Origin of the sequence: Jiella pacifica (genome assembly GCF_010500815.1) — a bacterium.
In the GTDB taxonomy this organism is placed as follows: Bacteria; Pseudomonadota; Alphaproteobacteria; order Rhizobiales; family Rhizobiaceae; genus Jiella; species Jiella pacifica.
This window is the reverse complement of sequence record NZ_JAAAMG010000009.1, coordinates 89,125-104,687: the sequence shown is the minus strand read 5'-3', so window position 1 is coordinate 104,687 and position 15,563 is coordinate 89,125. Positions and strand designations below refer to the sequence as shown.

The window sequence follows — 15,563 nt, the reverse complement described above, 5'->3', positions numbered from 1 at the left end:
TTAGGGTGACAATCCAATTCGATATCTCGCGTGACGAGACTTCGCCCTTCTATCTCCGCCTGGCCGACGCGATCGAGCGGGCGATCGTCGAGGGTGCCTTGAAGCCGGGTGACAAATTGCCCCCCCAGCGCGACATCGCCTTCGACCTCAAGGTCACCGTCGGAACGATCGGCCGGGCGTATCAGATCGCCCGCGAACGGGGGCTGACCACCGGCGAGGTGGGCCGAGGGACCTATGTCCGGCAGATCGAGACTGAACCGGAGAAGCCGGAACCACGCCATTTCCTGCCGAATGCGACGGCCGACTCTCTGCCCGGTCAGCAGAGCGACGACGCCAAGCTCGATTCCACCTCTGCGCCCATGGTCGGCCAGGCGGAGGAGGTCGCCTCCACATTTGCAGCCGTCCTCGGGGATTCGGCGGCCAAAGCGCTGGATTACGTCCGCGGCGTCCCGCAAAGCTGGCTGGAGGCCGGAGCGGCGTGGCTGGAGACGGGTGGATGGACGCCGGAAGTCGCCAACGTCGTGCCGACGCTGGGGGTCAATGCCGCGATCCAAGGGATCATCGCGGCGGCCACCCATCCCGGCGACCGGATCGTTTTCGAGGATCTGTCCTACGCCTCCGTCGCCCGAGCCGCGACGATGATCGGACGGATGCCGGTGACCGTCGGCATGGACGACGAAGGCATGATTCCGGAAGAGCTGGATCGTTGTGCGGCGCGGCAACACCCTAGGATGATCTTCCTCATGCCGGCAGTGAACAATCCGCGCGGCATCACGATGTCGTTGCGGCGACGCGAGCAAATTGTGTCGGTTGCACGTCGGCACAACTTGCTGATCATTGAAGACAATATCTACGGCAAGATCACGTCGGTAGACATTCCGCCGATCGTCTCCCTGGCGCCCGAGCGAACCTTCTTCGTCGGCGGGCTGTCGAAGAGCGTTTCGGCGGGGCTGAGGGCCGGCTGGGCGAGTTGTCCCCGCGGCCAGTCGGTGCGGGTCACCGTCGCGCACAATCAGCTCACCGGGGGCCGACCGTTCCTCAACATGGAGGTCGCCGCGCGGCTGGTTCTCTCCGGCAAGGCCGAGTCGATCCGGCAGGCGGTGATGGGCGAGATCGCCGCGCGCGGCGCTTTGTTCGACGAGATCTTCCAGCTGCGCACGGCGGGGCGGGCCGCCGCCGCCGTGCCCTATCGCTGGGTGCCGCTGCCGGCGCCATGGACCTCGCCGGCCTTCCAGCTCGCGGCGAGAAACCACGGCATCCGCATCGACGGCGAGGACGAATTCCGCAGCGTCAGGGGCGATTACGCCCACCACTCGGTGCGGATCGGCCTTTCCGCCGTCCCCGAGCGCGAAAGACTGGCGAATTCGCTGACGATCCTGAAAGGGCTCATCGACAGCGGCAGCATCTCCTACATGAGCGTCGCCTGAACGGCGCTCTCCTGGGTGTCAATGCGAGAAAGGGCGGGAAGAGGTAGTCTCGGCGGTCCGTCGGCGCCCCGCGCCCGGCCACCGCGGCGCTTTGCAGCGCCCGGCGATCACGGTAGATAAGCAAGGGGGCTGCCGCCGAAGAGGAGGATATCGCGTGTCACGCACGATCTTCGCCATGCTGCTCGCCACCGCCTTCGTCTGCCATATGGAAACCAAGGCCATGGGCGCCCCAGAGGCCGGGCGAACCCTGCCGGAGGAGGCGTCGACCGCCGGCGCGGCATCGCCACGGACGCAGACCTTGCTGGCCGCGGGGCCGGCTTCCTCTTCGCCCGTCGGCCCGCCGCAAACCCGCAAGCCGGTCAGCGGCATCGGTTCCGGTAGCTACAGGCTGCTCGTCGAAACCCCGGGCCACGTCCAACCTGCGGATCAATCTGCCGGCGTCGCCGCGCTCGATCTGCCCCGACCTGCGCCCAATCCCGGCCCGCAGCGCGACATTGCCGTGACGAGGCTGGCCGCCGGGCCTGATCTGGCATCGGTGGCCGCGGCGGTTCCGGACATCGGCCCGTATGATCGCAGTCTCGGCGAGCCTTGCCGGATCGACTGGATCGATCGCTGCGCTTGGGTGCCGGAGGCGCTGGCCGACAGGCTTTACGATGCCCTTCGCGAAGCCGGCGCCGACCCCTCGCGGCACGACGAGCCGTATTTCTACGTCTCGCGCTTCGGCCCGGACGATCGTTTGATCATTTCGCGGACCGAAAGCTTCGGCGAGGGCGATTTCTCCCTCGTCAACGCGCTGGCCGACCGCAACGGAGACATCGAGAAGCTGTTCGCGATCCCGATTTCGCGAGCCGGGCAGGGGCTCGAGGCCGGGGACTCCGAAGCCACCGTCGCGGTGCTATCGGCAAGCGAAGGCGAGGACGGCGCGATCTACCTGACCATCGACACGCCGAGCCGCTGCGGCGACCGCGCCCGCCGGGCCGGGCTGCTGGCCAGGACGAATGGCGAACTCTCCGAGGTCGACTGGGTCGGGCCGTTCAACGTCTCCGACACGAACGTCGTGGTCCGGGGCGGACGGGTCTATGGGGCGAGCGGCGGCAGCTGCGAAAAGGACTATCTTTACGAGCTCGATGCTGCGACGGGGCGGGTCACCGGCCGCAACGTGTTGCCGACGGCGGCGGATTTCCTGGTCGGCGCGGGAGATCATCTGTTGATCGATCTCTACGAAGGCGCCGTGGCCTACGGTTTCCGCTAGAAGGCCGCGCTGCCACCTCTGCCAGAACGACTGTGGCGGATATTCTGATGCGGCCGGGCTACGTGGCGGATATTCAGGGGGCGCGAAACAGCTCCTAAACGCCTGCGTTGTCAGCGATCCTTTACCCGACTCATTTCCTCATCGCGCCTCGACGTTCCGATGATTGCGAACTTATACACGCGAAGAACGCAACTTCAGTATTGACAACATTGAGTGGAGGACATGTGTTCAGCCGATGGATCTGACGCTACGGGAGGTTCAAATGTCAGAAGTCGGGAATCTTGATCTTTCACAACCGATCGACCTGAACGATCCCGGGGCGAGTGCCTTCCTCGGCGATTTGCAGGGTAACATTCTGAAAAGCCACGGGCGCCGGAAGACGACGAATCTCTTCGTCACATTCACCGGCGAAGTTGCGGACACAAAGGCGCTGCTGGCCTCCTTGGCCGCGGACGGTACGATCACCAGCGCTGCCGAGCAGAAAAAACAAAGAGACCGCAAGGAGAACGGCCAGCCGGGGCCTAAGGGCGAAGCGCCGGGAGAGGAGACGGCGACGTTTCTCTTCCTGTCCGCCCAAGGATACAGCTACATCGGCGAAACGGCTCCGGAAGACGAGCCCTTCCAGAAGGGCATGGGGCGGGCCGATGCCGATCTCGGCGATCCAGCCCAGAGCGCATGGGACGAGCCGTTCAACGCGCCTTCGGAAGCGCCGATCCACGCCCTTTTGATCCTCGCCAACGAGAATTCGAGTTCTTTGGACAAGGCCGCGTCGGACATGCAAGAGCGGATTGTCAGCGCCGGCATCAGGGTGGTCGGCAAGATCGACGGGCGCGGCCTGAAGAACGGCAATGGCCACGACGTCGAGCATTTCGGCTATGTCGACGGGATCAGCCAACCGTTATTGACCTGCTCCGACGTCCAGGAGGCGAGCGACAATGCCACTGCGGCCAATGCCAAGGCCGATAGTCTGGGCGCCCCAAAGAGCGTCAAACCCTTCGATCCCAGCTTCTCGCCGGAAGCCACGGTCCTCGTGCCGGATCCGCTCAGCCCGAAGGGCGGCTTCGGCAGCTTCTTCGTCTTTCGCCAGCTCGAGCAGAACGTCGACGGCTTCAAGAAGGCCGAGGCGGAGCTCGGAAAGCTCTTGCCCAAGGGTCAGGAGGAGCGGGCGGGCGCAATGATCGTCGGCCGGTTCGAGGATGGAACGCCCGTGGCGCGGTATGGCGAGGAGATCGGCCCCATCGGCCCGAAAGGCACGCCGGACAACCATTTCAGCTACGACATCGATCCGGACGGAGAGAAATGCCCTTTCCAGGCTCATATCCGGAAGACCAATCCGCGCGGGGATGTCGAACGCCAGTTCGGAGCCGGGCCGGAAGCTGAAAGGCGCGTGCTGTTCCCGCGGCGGGGCGTCACCTATGGTTCGCGGGAGACCCATGACGACGACGTTCTCAACGAGGACGCCTCTCACCCGTCGGGCGGTGTCGGACTGCTCTTCATGGCCTACAACAAGGACATCGCCCGCCAGTTCGAGTTCATGCAGCGAGATTGGGCGAACAGTCCGACATTCGTGACAGGCAATCCGGGGATCGACCCGATCATCGGGCAATCCGGCCAGTCCTGGCCGGAGAACCATGGCGGCGGCGCCAAGGTGGTCCATGATTTTCACGGCTTCGTCAGGATGAAGGGCGGAGAGTACTTTTTCGCGCCATCCCTGAGCGGCCTGCAGGCGCTGCATCCCTAGCCGGAAGATTTCCCCACCCATGGCGAAAGCCCGGCGGCCATGGAAGGCGACGGGGCGGGCATTTCTCCCCGCCGAACTCGCGGCGAGGCTTCATGCCTGCGTCCGCGAAACGCCCCGGTAGATATCCCCCAGCGGCAGCGAGACGCCGAGGATCGGCAGCGTGACGTCGCCATCTGTCAGGACCTCGGCCGCCTCGGGCCAGCCGTCGGGCCCGCGGTGCCAGACCCAGATTCTGAGCTCGTCCTGCGCGGCGATGAGATAGGTGTCGAGATCGCGGAGGCCGAGATATTCGAGCCGCTTCTGATTGAAGTCGATCCCGGCGGTCGAGTCCGACAGCACCTCGACGATCAGCACCGTGCGCTCGGAGATCCGCCCGGCGAGATCGTCGTTCGTGGGCTCCACCAGGACGTCGGCGAAACGGATGGAGCGCGGGCCGGTCTGGATGGCGAAATCGCCCTGGGTCACCAGATATTCATCAGGATCGAGCGCTGTCTGAAGCAGCCGATCGATATTGCTGACGATGCGGGCGTGGGCGCGCTTGACGAAGGGCATCATGACCGGCGTTCCGTCGACGAGCTCGTACTGGTCTTCGTGGGTGCCCAGCCAGTCGAAGAACTCGTCGATCGTCATGTTCGTCGGCAGGTCGCTTCGCTGCCGCAATTCCGCAAGTGAGCTCATGGGAGGCTCCGTGGTCGTCGCTTTTGCCACGATAGCAGATGGGGATGCGCCTCGCAGCCTGAAACCTGGCTGACGGGACATCGGCATGGGGCGGCGAGCTTGAACCCGTTCCCGCTTTCCTCTAGCCAAATCCCACGCCATTTCTGAGAGATCCGGACACGCCCATGACCCTCGTCGACACCCGCACGCCCGATCCGAAGACCTTCATCTCCGGCGCCACCGGCGACTGGGAGATCATCATCGGCCTCGAGGTCCACGCCCAGGTGACGTCGGAGGCCAAGCTCTTCTCCGGCGCCTCGACCGGCTTCGGCGCCGAGCCGAACTCCCATGTCAGCCTCGTCGACGCGGCGATGCCCGGCATGCTGCCGGTGATCAACGAGGAATGCGTCAAGCAGGCGATCCGCACCGGTCTCGGCCTCAAGGCGCAGATCAACCACCGCTCGGTCTTCGACCGGAAGAACTATTTCTATCCCGATCTCCCCCAGGGCTACCAGATCTCCCAGTACAAGGATCCGATCGTCGGCGAGGGGACGGTGATCGTCTCCGTCGGGCCGGATTCCAAGGGCGAGTTCCAGGACATCGAGGTCGGCGTCGAGCGGCTGCATCTCGAGCAGGACGCCGGCAAGTCGATGCACGACCAGCATCCGACCATGTCCTTCGTCGACCTCAACCGGTCCGGCGTGGCGCTGATGGAGATCGTCTCCAAACCCGACATGCGCTCGGCCGACGAGGCCAAGGCCTATCTGACCAAGCTGCGGACGATCCTGCGCTATCTCGGCACCTGCGACGGCAACATGGACGAGGGCTCGATGCGCGCCGACGTCAACGTCTCGGTGCGGCGGCCGGGCGGGGCCTTCGGTACGCGCTGCGAGATCAAGAACGTCAACTCCATCCGCTTCGTCGGCCAGGCGATCGAGTCGGAGGCCCGGCGCCAGATCGCCATCATCGAGGACGGCGGCGTCATCGACCAGGAGACCCGGCTGTTCGATCCGGTGAAGGGCGAGACGCGGGCGATGCGCTCGAAGGAAGACGCCCACGACTACCGCTATTTCCCTGATCCGGACCTCCTGCCGCTGGAATTCGACCAGGCCTATGTCGACGCGCTTTTGAAGGAGTTGCCGGAGCTTCCCGACGACAAGCGGGCGCGGCTGATCAAGGACGCCGGCCTGTCGGCCTACGATGCCTCGATCCTCGTCTCGGAAAAGGCGATCGCCGATTTCTTCGAAAAGGTCGCCGCAGGACGCGATGCCAAGCAGGCGGCGAACTGGGTGATCAACGATCTCCTCGGCGCGCTCAACAAGGCGGGCAAGGGCATCGACGAGACCCCGGTTTCCGCTGACCAGCTCGGCGCGATCCTGGACCTCATCCGCGAGGGCACGATCTCCGGCAAGATCGCCAAGGACCTGTTCGAGATCGTCTGGAACGAGGGCGGCGACCCGAAGGCGATCGTCGAGAGCCGCGGCATGAAGCAGGTGACCGACACCGGCGCCATCGAAAAGGCCGTCGACGAGGTGATCGCGGCGAACCCGGAGAAGGTCGCCCAGGCGAAGGAGAAGCCTTCCATGGCCGGCTGGTTCGTCGGCCAGGTGATGAAGGCGACCGGCGGCAAGGCCAATCCGCAGGCGGTCAACGCGCTGGTGAAAGAGAAGCTGGGGGTGGAATGATCTTCTTCGTCCGCACCGCCGGCCGCAACGACCTCCAGGCGATTTCGGAGCTGCTCGGCGAGACCTGGCACGACACCTATGACGGTATCTACGGGACGCAGAAGGTTTCGGAAATCACCGCGTCCTGGCATTCGGTCGCGGCGCTGGAGCCGCGGCTGAGCCGGCCGGAATCGGAATTCATCGTCGCCGACGATGGTACGCGGCTCGGCGGCGTCGCCTTCGCGGCGTCTTCGGACCCGGAAAAGAAGCTCGTCGTCCTGCACCAGCTCTATGTCCGGCCGGACTGCCAGCGCCAGGGGATTGGCCGCGATCTTCTCAACGAGATCACCGACGCCTTCCCGGACGCGACGCGGATGCGGATCGAGGTCGAGGCGGCGAACGAGAAGGCCGTGCGATTCTATGTCGCCCACGGCTTTGCCGAAATCGGCCGCACCGAGAATTGCGGCTCCGCCGACAGCGGCATCCCTGCCGTCGTCTACGAGAGGCAGCTGGGCGGCTGACCGATGGCCGCTCGCCGGGTGCAGCGCAGGATGGACGGCGCGCAGGCGTGAGCCACTTCTTGTGACGAGCGGAGCGATCGTCGTTTCGCCGCCACGGGAGCGGCGGCATGCATCTGGTGAAACTCTATTTCCGATTCGAGAAGCTGGTCGCCCACATCCTCCTGTTCGGCATGGTCGGCGTCGTCCTCCTGACCCTGTGGAGCTTTCTGCGCGCCACCGGACTGGCGCTGTTCGATTTTGATCAACCGTTTGATTATTCGGCATTTCAATCGCTGTTCGACCGGGTTCTGGCAGCGGTCATCGCGCTCGAACTCGCCCATTCGATCCACCAGATGGCGCTCGGCGACCATCGGCTCGCCCAGGTCCGGACCGTCATCGTCATCGGCGTGCTCGCCGTCGTCAGGAAGCTGATCCTGCTCGAGGTGGATTCGACGAGTGGGACATTCCTTGCCGGCTTGGCCGCCACCTTCCTGGCGCTCGGCGCGCTGCTCGTGATGGTCCACTTCGTCGATTCCCGCGAGCAGCGCGGCGACAAGACGAGCGTCACAGGCGGCGACGGCGATGGTTAGTGTCCCGACCGGAGCGACCGAATGGGTGCGAGCCTTGATCTGTGGCATGGCGGCATGCGCGCCGGGTGGACATTTCCTCGGCGCCGCAGCATAACGAGCCGCAGTTCGCAGGGATCGAGACTTCCATGAAGAAATGGCTTCTAGAGATCTTCACCTGGTGGCAGGGTCAGACGATCGGCACGCGCTTCCACACCTGGCGCTTCGGCAGGAAGGTCGGTGAGGACGAGTTCGGCAACGTCTACTATACCAATGCCGCCGGCACGCGTCGCTGGGTGATCTTCAACGGCCCGGCGGAGGCTTCGGCGATCCCGACCGGCTGGCATGGCTGGATGCACCACCGTGTCGACCTGCCGCCGAGCGACGAGAAATACGCGCCACGCGAATGGCAGAAGCCCTTCGAGCCGAACCACACCGGCACCGCCAAGGCCTATCGTCCGTCCGGCTCGCTGCTGCGCCCCGGCAAGGAGCGGCCGCGCGTGACCGGCGAGTACGACGCCTGGACACCGTGAAGATCGGGCAAGGCGCGACGCGGTGATCAATCTGGCGCCGCATTCCGCGCCTAACCGTTCCGGCAGAGTGGCGAAGCCTGCGAAGGCGTCGTCGAACGAATTGGCTGCGGTCGGATATCGGCCCGCGCCACAATCCTCGGACCTTGCACCCATCGTATGACGCGGACGAAATCCCGAATGATCCTGGCAATCGCCTTGGCCGCGCTGGTCATGCCGGGCGTTTCGGGCGCCGTTGCCCAGGAAGACCAGCCCGATCCGCAGATGGCGACGCCCAAGCCGCGGATCAAACATCCGGTCGCGGTGTTTTCCGGCATCGACAAGATCACCGGGCGGATCACCAGCTTCGACGTCTATATCGACGAGACGGTACAGTTCGGCGCCCTGCAGGTGACGCCGCGAGTCTGTCTCACCAGTGCCGAGGGCGAGGCGGAGCGAACCGACGCATTCGTGCAGGTCGACGAGATCACCCTCGACCGCAAGATTCAGCGCATCTTCTCCGGCTGGATGTTCGCCGATTCACCCGGTCTCAACGCCGTCGAGCACCCGGTCTATGACGTCTGGCTGAAGAGCTGCAAGACCGATTCGGCCGTGCCGGCCCCCGCCGGGTAGAAGGTTGCCGCCACCGACAGCGCCTGGCCGAGCAGGGCGTGGTACTCGTCGCGATCGATCTCGACGGCGCCGAACTGCGCCAGATGCGACGTGATGAACTGGGTGTCGAGCAGCAGGTAGCCGCCGCGGATCAGCCTTTCGCAGAGAAAGGCGAGAGCGATCTTCGAGGCGTCGGTCTTGCGGGAAAACATGCTCTCGCCGAAGAAGGCGCCGTTGATCGAGACGCCGTAGAGCCCGCCGACCAGCACTTCGCCCTCCCAGCACTCCACCGAATGGGCGAAGCCCTCCCGGAAAAGCGCGATGTAGAGATCGCGGATCTGCCGGTTGATCCAGGTGTTCTCGCGGCCCGGCGCCGGCTCGGCGCAGCCGTCGACCACCGCAGCAAAGGCCGTGTCGACGCGAACCGTGAAAGGCTCCTTGCGGATCACCTTCCTGAGGCTGCGCGGCAGGTGCAGTCCGTCCAGCGGCAGGATGCCCCGTTCGGTCGGGTCGACCCAGAAGATCTGCGGATCGTCGCTCGCCTCGGCCATCGGAAAGATGCCCGACGCATAGGCCTTGAGGAGAAGTTCCGGGGTGATTGCCGGGGTCTTGCCGCGTCCCGCCATGTCCGCCTCAGCGCCTTGAAGGAAACACCCACGTCCCCGCCGCAAAGCCCGCCACGGCATCAAGGGGCCGTTCTCCGGTCTTGACGATCGAGCGGACATGCATCGGACATTCGATCCCCGGCTCGGGCCTTCCACGCTGCGGATGGCCCTTCGCCGAGACGTGCAACCGCCTTGCCGTGCGGCGGTTGCGATGTCGGCGTCAGGCCTTGGCGCCAGCGGCCAGATACTTCTCCAGCCAGTGGATGTCGTAGTCGCCCGCGCCGATGTCGGCATTGTCGACGAGATCGCGGAACAAGGGAAGCGTCGTCTTCACGCCGTCGACGACGATTTCGTCCAGCGCCCGCCTGAGGCGCATCATGCATTCGGCGCGGTTGCGGCCGTGGACGATCAGCTTGCCGATCAGGCTGTCGTAGAAGGGCGGGATCGAATAGCCCTGATAGACCGCCGAGTCGACCCGGACGCCGAGGCCGCCGGGCGCGTGGTAATAGGTGATCTTGCCGGGCGAGGGCGCGAAGCTGCGCGGGTCCTCGGCGTTGATCCGGCATTCGATGGCGTGGCCGGAAAAGACGATCTCGTCCTGGGTCGCCGACAGGCCCTGGCCGCTGGCGACGCGGATCTGCTCGTGGACGAGATCCATGCCGGTGATCGCCTCGGTCACCGGATGCTCCACCTGCAGGCGGGTGTTCATCTCGATGAAATAGAACTCGCCGTTCTCGTAGAGAAACTCGATCGTGCCGGCGCCGCGATATTTCAGGTCCCGCATGGCGTTGGCGCAGATCGTGCCGATCCGCTCGCGCTGCTCTCCCGTAAGGGCGGGCGAGTTCGCCTCCTCCCAGACCTTCTGGTGGCGCCGCTGCAGCGAGCAGTCGCGCTCGCCGAGATGGATGGCGTTGCCGGCGCCGTCGCCGAACACCTGCACCTCGATGTGGCGAGGCTTTTCGAGGTATTTCTCGATGTAGACGGCGTCGTCGCCGAAGGCCGCGCCGGCTTCCTGCCGAGCGGTCTGCAGCGCCAGCACCATGTCTTCGCGGGTTTTGGCGACCTTCATGCCGCGTCCGCCGCCGCCGGCCGATGCCTTGACGATGACCGGATAGCCGATCTCCTCGGCGATCTTCAGCGCTTCGGCATCTTCCGTCACGGCGCCGGCCGAACCGGGCACGACGGGAATGCCGAGCCGCTTGGCCGTGCGCTTGGCCTCGATCTTGTCGCCCATGATGCGGATGTGATCAGCGGTGGGCCCGATGAAGGTCAGGCCGTGGGCGTCGAGGATGTCGGCGAAGCGGGCATTCTCGGACAGGAAGCCGTAGCCGGGATGAACGGCGTCGGCTCCGGAGATCTCGCAGGCCGCGAGGATCGAGGGGATGTTCAGATAGCTGTCGCGCGAGGGCGGCGGGCCGATGCAGACGCTCTCGTCGGCCAGCCGCACGTGCATCGCCGCGTTGTCGGCGGTGGAATGGACGGCGACCGTCGAGATGCCGAGTTCCTTGCAGGCCCTGAGGACCCGCAGGGCGATCTCGCCGCGATTGGCGATGAGGACCTTCTTGACCATGAAGTTCCCCCTTACGCGATGACGACGAGGGCTTCGCCGTACTCGACCGGTTGGCCGTTCTCGACCAGGATCTTCGTCACCTTGCCGGCGCGCGGCGCCGGGATCTGGTTCATCGTCTTCATCGCCTCAATGATCAGCAGCGTCTCGCCTTCGGCGACGCTCTGCCCGACCTCGACGAACTGCTTGGCGCCCGGAGCGGCGGCGAGATAGACGGTTCCGACCATGGGCGAGGGAACGCTGCCGGCCTCGGGGCCGCTCGCCGGAGCGGCGGGTGCAGGGCCTGCCGAGGCGGGTGCGGGCTGCGGCGCCGGCGCCTGATGCTGCTGCGGATAGTAGGCAGGCTGCATCTGCATCTGGGCCGACTCGATCTTGCGGGTCACACGGACCTTCATCGAACCGTTCTCGACCTCGATCTCGGTCAGGTCAGTCTCTTTCAGGATCGATGCGATCTCACGAACGAAACGCGGGTCGACCGTCATGTCTTCTTTGGGCATATTCTTCCTTGGCCGATTCGGACTGAGGGGAGCCTTGGGGGCGAGAGCTTTCGCCATCGGGTCCCGTCGCCGGATGGATTGTCTCCCCCGACGAGGCTCAACGTCGCGACGGCCTGAAATTGCAACGCCGCCGGGCCTGCCAGGGTGCCGAAGCACCGATGCCGCATGGCACGCAAACATCCAGACGGGTTGCTGACGGCGGCGATCGGCATCGTGGCTCTGCGCTCACGGACGGGACGTTTCGACGTTGGCCGTCGATGTTCACGACGCCGTATAAAGCCTAGCGCCCCGTTCGCAAAGCCCTAATTGGCGCCAGCCGTGGCGAACGCGCCGCGGCTGGGGGTGACGGCCGCCTTTCAGCAGGTGGTGCTGCCGCAGGATCTGACATTGGCGATCGCCGCCTGGAGGTTGTCGATCCCGACCGCCCCGGGCAGGACCGTGTCCTCGATGACGTAGCTCGGCGTGCCGTTGACGCCGAGGGCCTCCGCGACTTCCTTGTCCTTGGCGATGTCGGCGGCGATCTCGGGCGAGGCCATGGCCGCCTTCAGCGCCCCGGCGTCGACGCCGAACTCGGCCGCGACGGCGATCGCCCGCGCTTCGTCGGCGGTCCCGCGGGAGGCCAGCAGCTTGCGGTGGAAGTCGCCGTAGGCTTCCGGCTTCAGACTGCGGAAGGCCAGGCTCACCCGCGAGGCTTCGGTCGACTGGGGCCCGAGCACCGGGATCTCCTTGAGGATGAAGCGGACGTTCGGATCGGCCTTCAGGAGCGTGTCCATGTCGGACAGGGCATGCTTGCAGTAGCCGCAATTGTAGTCGAAGAACTCGACCACGGTGACGTCGCCCTGCGAATTGCCGAGCGCCGTGCCCTCGGGGGTCGAGAAGATCGAGGCGGCATTCTCCGTGATCGCGTCCTTCTGGGAGGCCGCCGCCTCGGCCGTGCGCTTGGCTTCGAGCGCGTTGATCGCTTCGACCAGCACCTCCGGATGGGTGACGAGATAATTGCGGACGATCGCCTCGATCTCGCTCGTCTGCTTGGCGTCGAAGGACTTCGCCTGATCTTGCGCGCGGGCCGGAGCGCCAAAGGCGCCGGCTGTCAGGATCGCGGCGAATGCCACCGCGGCGGAGCGTTTGAAGACCATCAGGGCATTTCCTTCGCGTCTGTTCGTTCGGCAAGTGGAAGCGGTGGACACCAACGTCCGGGATTGTGGCGTTTTGGCGGGTCCGAAGCGGCCCGACCGAGACGGTCGCGATCTCATCGCGACTTGACCTTCAAGATGTCCTGGGCGCGGCGCCATGCGGGAGAGCCGGGCTGGAGCTTGCCTTGCGCCCGGGCGGCGAAGACCTTCGCTTCGGTGAGCGATCCGGCGTTCCAGTGTCCCTCCGCCGTCGCCAGTTCGGCCCGCCCGACGTCGCCGAGGCGGGCATAGGCCATTGCCAGGTATCGATAGGCGGCGGCGTTGAGCGGATCGCTCTGCAGCCCGCCTTGGATCAGCTCGATGGCCTGCTTCATGTCCGCCCCGTTGCCGGCGACGACGAGGGCCTGGCCGATCTCGGCCTTGAGCAGGCCGGAGTTGGTGCGATCGAGCTTCGACGCCTTGGAGAAGGACGCAGCGGCTTCCTTGCCGCGGCCGGCCTCCAGAAGGATCTCGCCGCGCATCTCGTGGAACCAGGGATTGTTCGGCCGCGCTGCGATCAGCCCGTCCATCTTGCGAAGCGCGCTCGCCGTCTCGCCGGCGAGGAAGGTCGCGATGGCGTCGCCATAGAGCGCCCCGAGCCCGCGCGGATTCTTGACGAACAGGCGGCGCACGTCGCTCATCCCGCCGGCATAGGCGGCGATCTTTCCTCGGGCGAGCTCGTGGCGCTCGGCGAGGGCGGGCGGATCGGTCCGGTCGTAGGGGGTCAGGCGCCGCGCGGCTTCCTCGACGGCGGTGATCCGCTCGCGCGGGGCCGGGTGCGAGGACAGATAGTTGCGTCCTCTCGCGGCGCTGAAGATGCTGCCGCGCTCCAGCGTCTGGAAGGTCTCGACGAGACCGCGGCCCGACTGGCCGGTCTTGGCGAGAAAGGAAACCGCCGAGCGATCGGCGATGGATTCCTCGCCCTGCATGTAGTTGAGGATGGAGCGCTGGGCCATCGCGCCGCCGCCGGAGATGATGCCGGCGCCGGCGCCGGCCGCGCCGCTCGCCCCCGCCACCGATCCGCCGATGGCGACGCCGGCACCGAGGATCGCAGCCGCGATGGTCATCACCTTGGCGCCTTCGAGCCTGTCGCGCAGGCGCTGCTGGTGGCCGCCCTTCAGATGGCCGATCTCGTGGGCGATGATGCCGATCAGCTGGTTCGGCGTCTCGGTGAAGGCGACGGCACCGGTATTGACGAAGATCCGGCGCCCGAGGACGAAGGCGTTGAAGTCGTTGGAGTTGATCAGCACCGTCTCGATGCCGGACCGCGACAGCCCGGCGGCCTTGAGCAACGGCCGTGTATAGTCGGCGATGAGGCTCTCGATCTCGGCGTCGCGAACCACCGGCAGGCGGCTTCTCTCGCGCGCCTCTGCGCCCGACGTCAAGGGAGCGCCGGCGCCCGTCAGGACGAGGCTCGTGGTCAAGACGAAGGCGCCGACGCGCCGGGTGATGGAGCTGAGAAAACGTTGCATGTTCGGTCCTTTGTCCACTTGCGCTAGTGGACCCGATCGGCATCGCGTATCAAGCGCGCCACTTCAATCTTTCGTCAGCTTCGCCGCATCGGCGCGGCTGCGTGGATTTGCCGACACAACGCGTTCGAACGATACCAAAAGTTGATCCGACCATGCATGAAACAAAAGCCTCCCGCCGCTCCGACGTCCTGCCCTTTCGGGCGATGGACGTGCTTGCCGAGGCGAACGTCCTCCTCGCCCGCGGCGAACCGGTGATCTCGCTGGCCGTCGGCCAGCCCGCGGCGCCGACGCCGAAGGCGGCGATCGAGGCGGCCAAGGCGCATCTGGCGCAGGGACGGATCGCCTATACCGACGCGCCGGGCCTGCCGGCCCTGCGCGAGCGCATCGCCCGCCACTACGGCGAGGCTTATCACCTCGACGTGGCGCCGTCGCGGGTGGTCGTCACCACCGGCTCGTCCGCCGGCTTCAATCTCGCCTTCCTCGCCGCCTTCGATCCCGGCGCGCGCATTGCGCTGGCCTCGCCCGGCTACCCGGCCTATCGGAACATCCTGAAGGTGCTCGGCCTCGAACCGGTCGAGATTCCCGTCGACGTCTCGACCGGCTATCTCCTGACGGCCGATCACCTCGCCGAAGCCCATCGCGACGTGCCGATCGACGGCGTCCTCATTGCCAGCCCCGCCAATCCCACCGGCACGGTGACGCCGCCGGAGGAACTGAAGCGCCTCGTCGACTTCGCCGACGAGGCCGGAATCCGCTTCATCTCCGACGAGATCTACCACCGGCTCGCCTATTCGGGCGGCGAGGCGACCGCGCTCGCCTTCTCGCAGAACCCGTTCGTGGTGAACTCGTTCTCGAAATACTACTGCATGACCGGCTGGCGGATCGGCTGGATGGTCCTGCCGCCGGAGATGGTGCGCGTCGCCGAGCGGATCGCCCAGAGCCTCTATATCTCGGCGCCGGAGCTGTCCCAGGTGGCGGCGAGGGCGGTATTCGATGCGACGGACGAGCTCGACCGGGTGCGGGAGGTCTATGTGCGGAACCGCGACCTGTTGATGCGCGAACTGCCGGCGCTCGGCTTCCGCGACATCGCCCCGATCGACGGGGCGTTCTACGCCTATGCCGGCATTCCCGAGGGCGAGGCGAGCGCCACGGACTTCTGCCGCCGGCTCCTGGCCGAATCCCACGTCGCGATGACGCCCGGGATCGACTTCGACCTTTCCCGCGGCGAGCGCTTCGTGCGGATCTCCTACGCCTGCGGCCATGCTGCCCTCGAGGAGGCGGTCGGCCGTATGAAGGTGGCGCTCGACGGCCGTTGAACAGGA

The 15,563-nt window shown here is 66.0% G+C and carries 15 protein-coding genes; 9 read left to right on the top strand and 6 right to left on the bottom strand.

All coding sequences use genetic code 11. From position 1 onward, the window contains the following. The first annotated feature begins 5 nt into the window (after positions 1-5). The 3 genes from GTK09_RS12785 to GTK09_RS12775 all read left to right on the top strand — a co-directional run bounded on the left by GTK09_RS12785 (position 6) and on the right by GTK09_RS12775 (position 4,420). A complete protein-coding gene (locus GTK09_RS12785) occupies positions 6-1,427 on the top strand; it encodes an aminotransferase-like domain-containing protein (protein ID WP_163463558.1) in 1,422 nt (473 codons plus the stop codon). Between the two features lie 154 nt (positions 1,428-1,581). Further along, positions 1,582-2,679: a hypothetical protein gene (locus GTK09_RS12780; RefSeq protein WP_163463557.1), complete on the top strand. Its 1,098-nt coding sequence runs from the start codon at positions 1,582-1,584 to the stop codon at positions 2,677-2,679. A 262-nt stretch (positions 2,680-2,941) separates the two neighbouring features. Then, positions 2,942-4,420, top strand: coding sequence for a Dyp-type peroxidase (locus tag GTK09_RS12775; protein WP_163463556.1), 1,479 nt, complete (start codon positions 2,942-2,944; stop codon positions 4,418-4,420). A gap of 90 nt (positions 4,421-4,510) precedes the next feature. Here the strand turns inward: GTK09_RS12775 and GTK09_RS12770 are convergent, their stop codons facing one another. Next, positions 4,511-5,098, bottom strand: coding sequence for a Uma2 family endonuclease (locus tag GTK09_RS12770; protein ID WP_163463555.1), 588 nt, complete (start codon positions 5,096-5,098; stop codon positions 4,511-4,513). 164 nt (positions 5,099-5,262) lie between these two features. On the opposite strand from GTK09_RS12770, the gene gatB reads away from it, so the two are divergent. From gatB to GTK09_RS12745, 5 genes are all read left to right on the top strand, one after another. Then, complete coding sequence (gene gatB, locus GTK09_RS12765) at positions 5,263-6,762, top strand: Asp-tRNA(Asn)/Glu-tRNA(Gln) amidotransferase subunit GatB (RefSeq protein WP_163463554.1); 1,500 nt, start codon at positions 5,263-5,265, stop codon at positions 6,760-6,762. Next, complete coding sequence (locus tag GTK09_RS12760; protein WP_203561009.1) at positions 6,759-7,262, top strand: GNAT family N-acetyltransferase; 504 nt, start codon at positions 6,759-6,761, stop codon at positions 7,260-7,262. Before gatB ends, GTK09_RS12760 begins: the two co-directional genes overlap by 4 nt. Positions 7,263-7,369: 107 nt before the next feature. Continuing rightward, positions 7,370-7,831: a phosphate-starvation-inducible PsiE family protein gene (locus tag GTK09_RS12755; protein ID WP_163463553.1), complete on the top strand. Its 462-nt coding sequence runs from the start codon at positions 7,370-7,372 to the stop codon at positions 7,829-7,831. 125 nt (positions 7,832-7,956) lie between these two features. Then, complete coding sequence (locus GTK09_RS12750) at positions 7,957-8,340, top strand: NADH:ubiquinone oxidoreductase subunit NDUFA12 (RefSeq protein WP_163463552.1); 384 nt, start codon at positions 7,957-7,959, stop codon at positions 8,338-8,340. A gap of 261 nt (positions 8,341-8,601) precedes the next feature. Beyond that, positions 8,602-8,949, top strand: a complete 348-nt coding sequence (locus GTK09_RS12745; RefSeq protein ID WP_246217889.1) for a DUF2155 domain-containing protein — start codon at positions 8,602-8,604, stop codon at positions 8,947-8,949. Here the strand turns inward: GTK09_RS12745 and aat are convergent. From aat to GTK09_RS12720, 5 genes are all read right to left on the bottom strand, one after another. Beyond that, positions 8,889-9,554, bottom strand: coding sequence for a leucyl/phenylalanyl-tRNA--protein transferase (gene aat / locus GTK09_RS12740; protein ID WP_163463551.1), 666 nt, complete (start codon positions 9,552-9,554; stop codon positions 8,889-8,891). The two genes, GTK09_RS12745 and aat, sit on opposite strands and share 61 nt — an antisense overlap. Before the next feature lie 199 nt (positions 9,555-9,753). After that, on the bottom strand, positions 9,754-11,103 hold the full coding sequence (gene accC / locus GTK09_RS12735) for an acetyl-CoA carboxylase biotin carboxylase subunit (RefSeq protein WP_163463550.1): 1,350 nt from the start codon (positions 11,101-11,103) through the stop codon (positions 9,754-9,756). 11 nt (positions 11,104-11,114) lie between these two features. Next, positions 11,115-11,597, bottom strand: coding sequence for an acetyl-CoA carboxylase biotin carboxyl carrier protein (gene accB / locus GTK09_RS12730; RefSeq protein WP_163463549.1), 483 nt, complete (start codon positions 11,595-11,597; stop codon positions 11,115-11,117). Between the two features lie 356 nt (positions 11,598-11,953). Continuing rightward, the gene (locus tag GTK09_RS12725) at positions 11,954-12,733 is read right to left on the bottom strand and encodes a DsbA family protein (protein WP_163463548.1); all 780 of its coding nucleotides are present in this window, start codon (positions 12,731-12,733) and stop codon (positions 11,954-11,956) included. Positions 12,734-12,846: 113 nt separating this feature from the next. Next, complete coding sequence (locus GTK09_RS12720) at positions 12,847-14,241, bottom strand: M48 family metalloprotease (protein WP_163463547.1); 1,395 nt, start codon at positions 14,239-14,241, stop codon at positions 12,847-12,849. Between the two features lie 152 nt (positions 14,242-14,393). Here GTK09_RS12720 and GTK09_RS12715 point away from each other — a divergent pair, with 152 nt between their 5' ends. Beyond that, complete coding sequence (locus GTK09_RS12715; protein ID WP_163463546.1) at positions 14,394-15,557, top strand: pyridoxal phosphate-dependent aminotransferase; 1,164 nt, start codon at positions 14,394-14,396, stop codon at positions 15,555-15,557. The last annotated feature ends 6 nt before the right edge of the window (positions 15,558-15,563 follow it).

Bases quoted from the DNA above. Each gene is read 5' to 3' on its own strand.
- GTK09_RS12725 (WP_163463548.1), bottom strand. From the start codon at position 12,733: ATGGTCTTCAAACGCTCCGCCGCGGTGGCATTCGCCGCGATCCTGACA.
- GTK09_RS12770 (WP_163463555.1), bottom strand. From the start codon at position 5,098: ATGAGCTCACTTGCGGAATTGCGGCAGCGAAGCGACCTGCCGACGAAC.
- accC (WP_163463550.1), bottom strand. From the start codon at position 11,103: ATGGTCAAGAAGGTCCTCATCGCCAATCGCGGCGAGATCGCCCTGCGG.
- aat (WP_163463551.1), bottom strand. From the start codon at position 9,554: ATGGCGGGACGCGGCAAGACCCCGGCAATCACCCCGGAACTTCTCCTC.
- accB (WP_163463549.1), bottom strand. From the start codon at position 11,597: ATGCCCAAAGAAGACATGACGGTCGACCCGCGTTTCGTTCGTGAGATC.
- GTK09_RS12775 (WP_163463556.1), top strand. From the start codon at position 2,942: ATGTCAGAAGTCGGGAATCTTGATCTTTCACAACCGATCGACCTGAAC.
- GTK09_RS12755 (WP_163463553.1), top strand. From the start codon at position 7,370: ATGCATCTGGTGAAACTCTATTTCCGATTCGAGAAGCTGGTCGCCCAC.
- gatB (WP_163463554.1), top strand. From the start codon at position 5,263: ATGACCCTCGTCGACACCCGCACGCCCGATCCGAAGACCTTCATCTCC.
- GTK09_RS12720 (WP_163463547.1), bottom strand. From the start codon at position 14,241: ATGCAACGTTTTCTCAGCTCCATCACCCGGCGCGTCGGCGCCTTCGTC.
- GTK09_RS12750 (WP_163463552.1), top strand. From the start codon at position 7,957: ATGAAGAAATGGCTTCTAGAGATCTTCACCTGGTGGCAGGGTCAGACG.
- GTK09_RS12715 (WP_163463546.1), top strand. From the start codon at position 14,394: ATGCATGAAACAAAAGCCTCCCGCCGCTCCGACGTCCTGCCCTTTCGG.
- GTK09_RS12745 (WP_246217889.1), top strand. From the start codon at position 8,602: ATGGCGACGCCCAAGCCGCGGATCAAACATCCGGTCGCGGTGTTTTCC.
- GTK09_RS12760 (WP_203561009.1), top strand. From the start codon at position 6,759: ATGATCTTCTTCGTCCGCACCGCCGGCCGCAACGACCTCCAGGCGATT.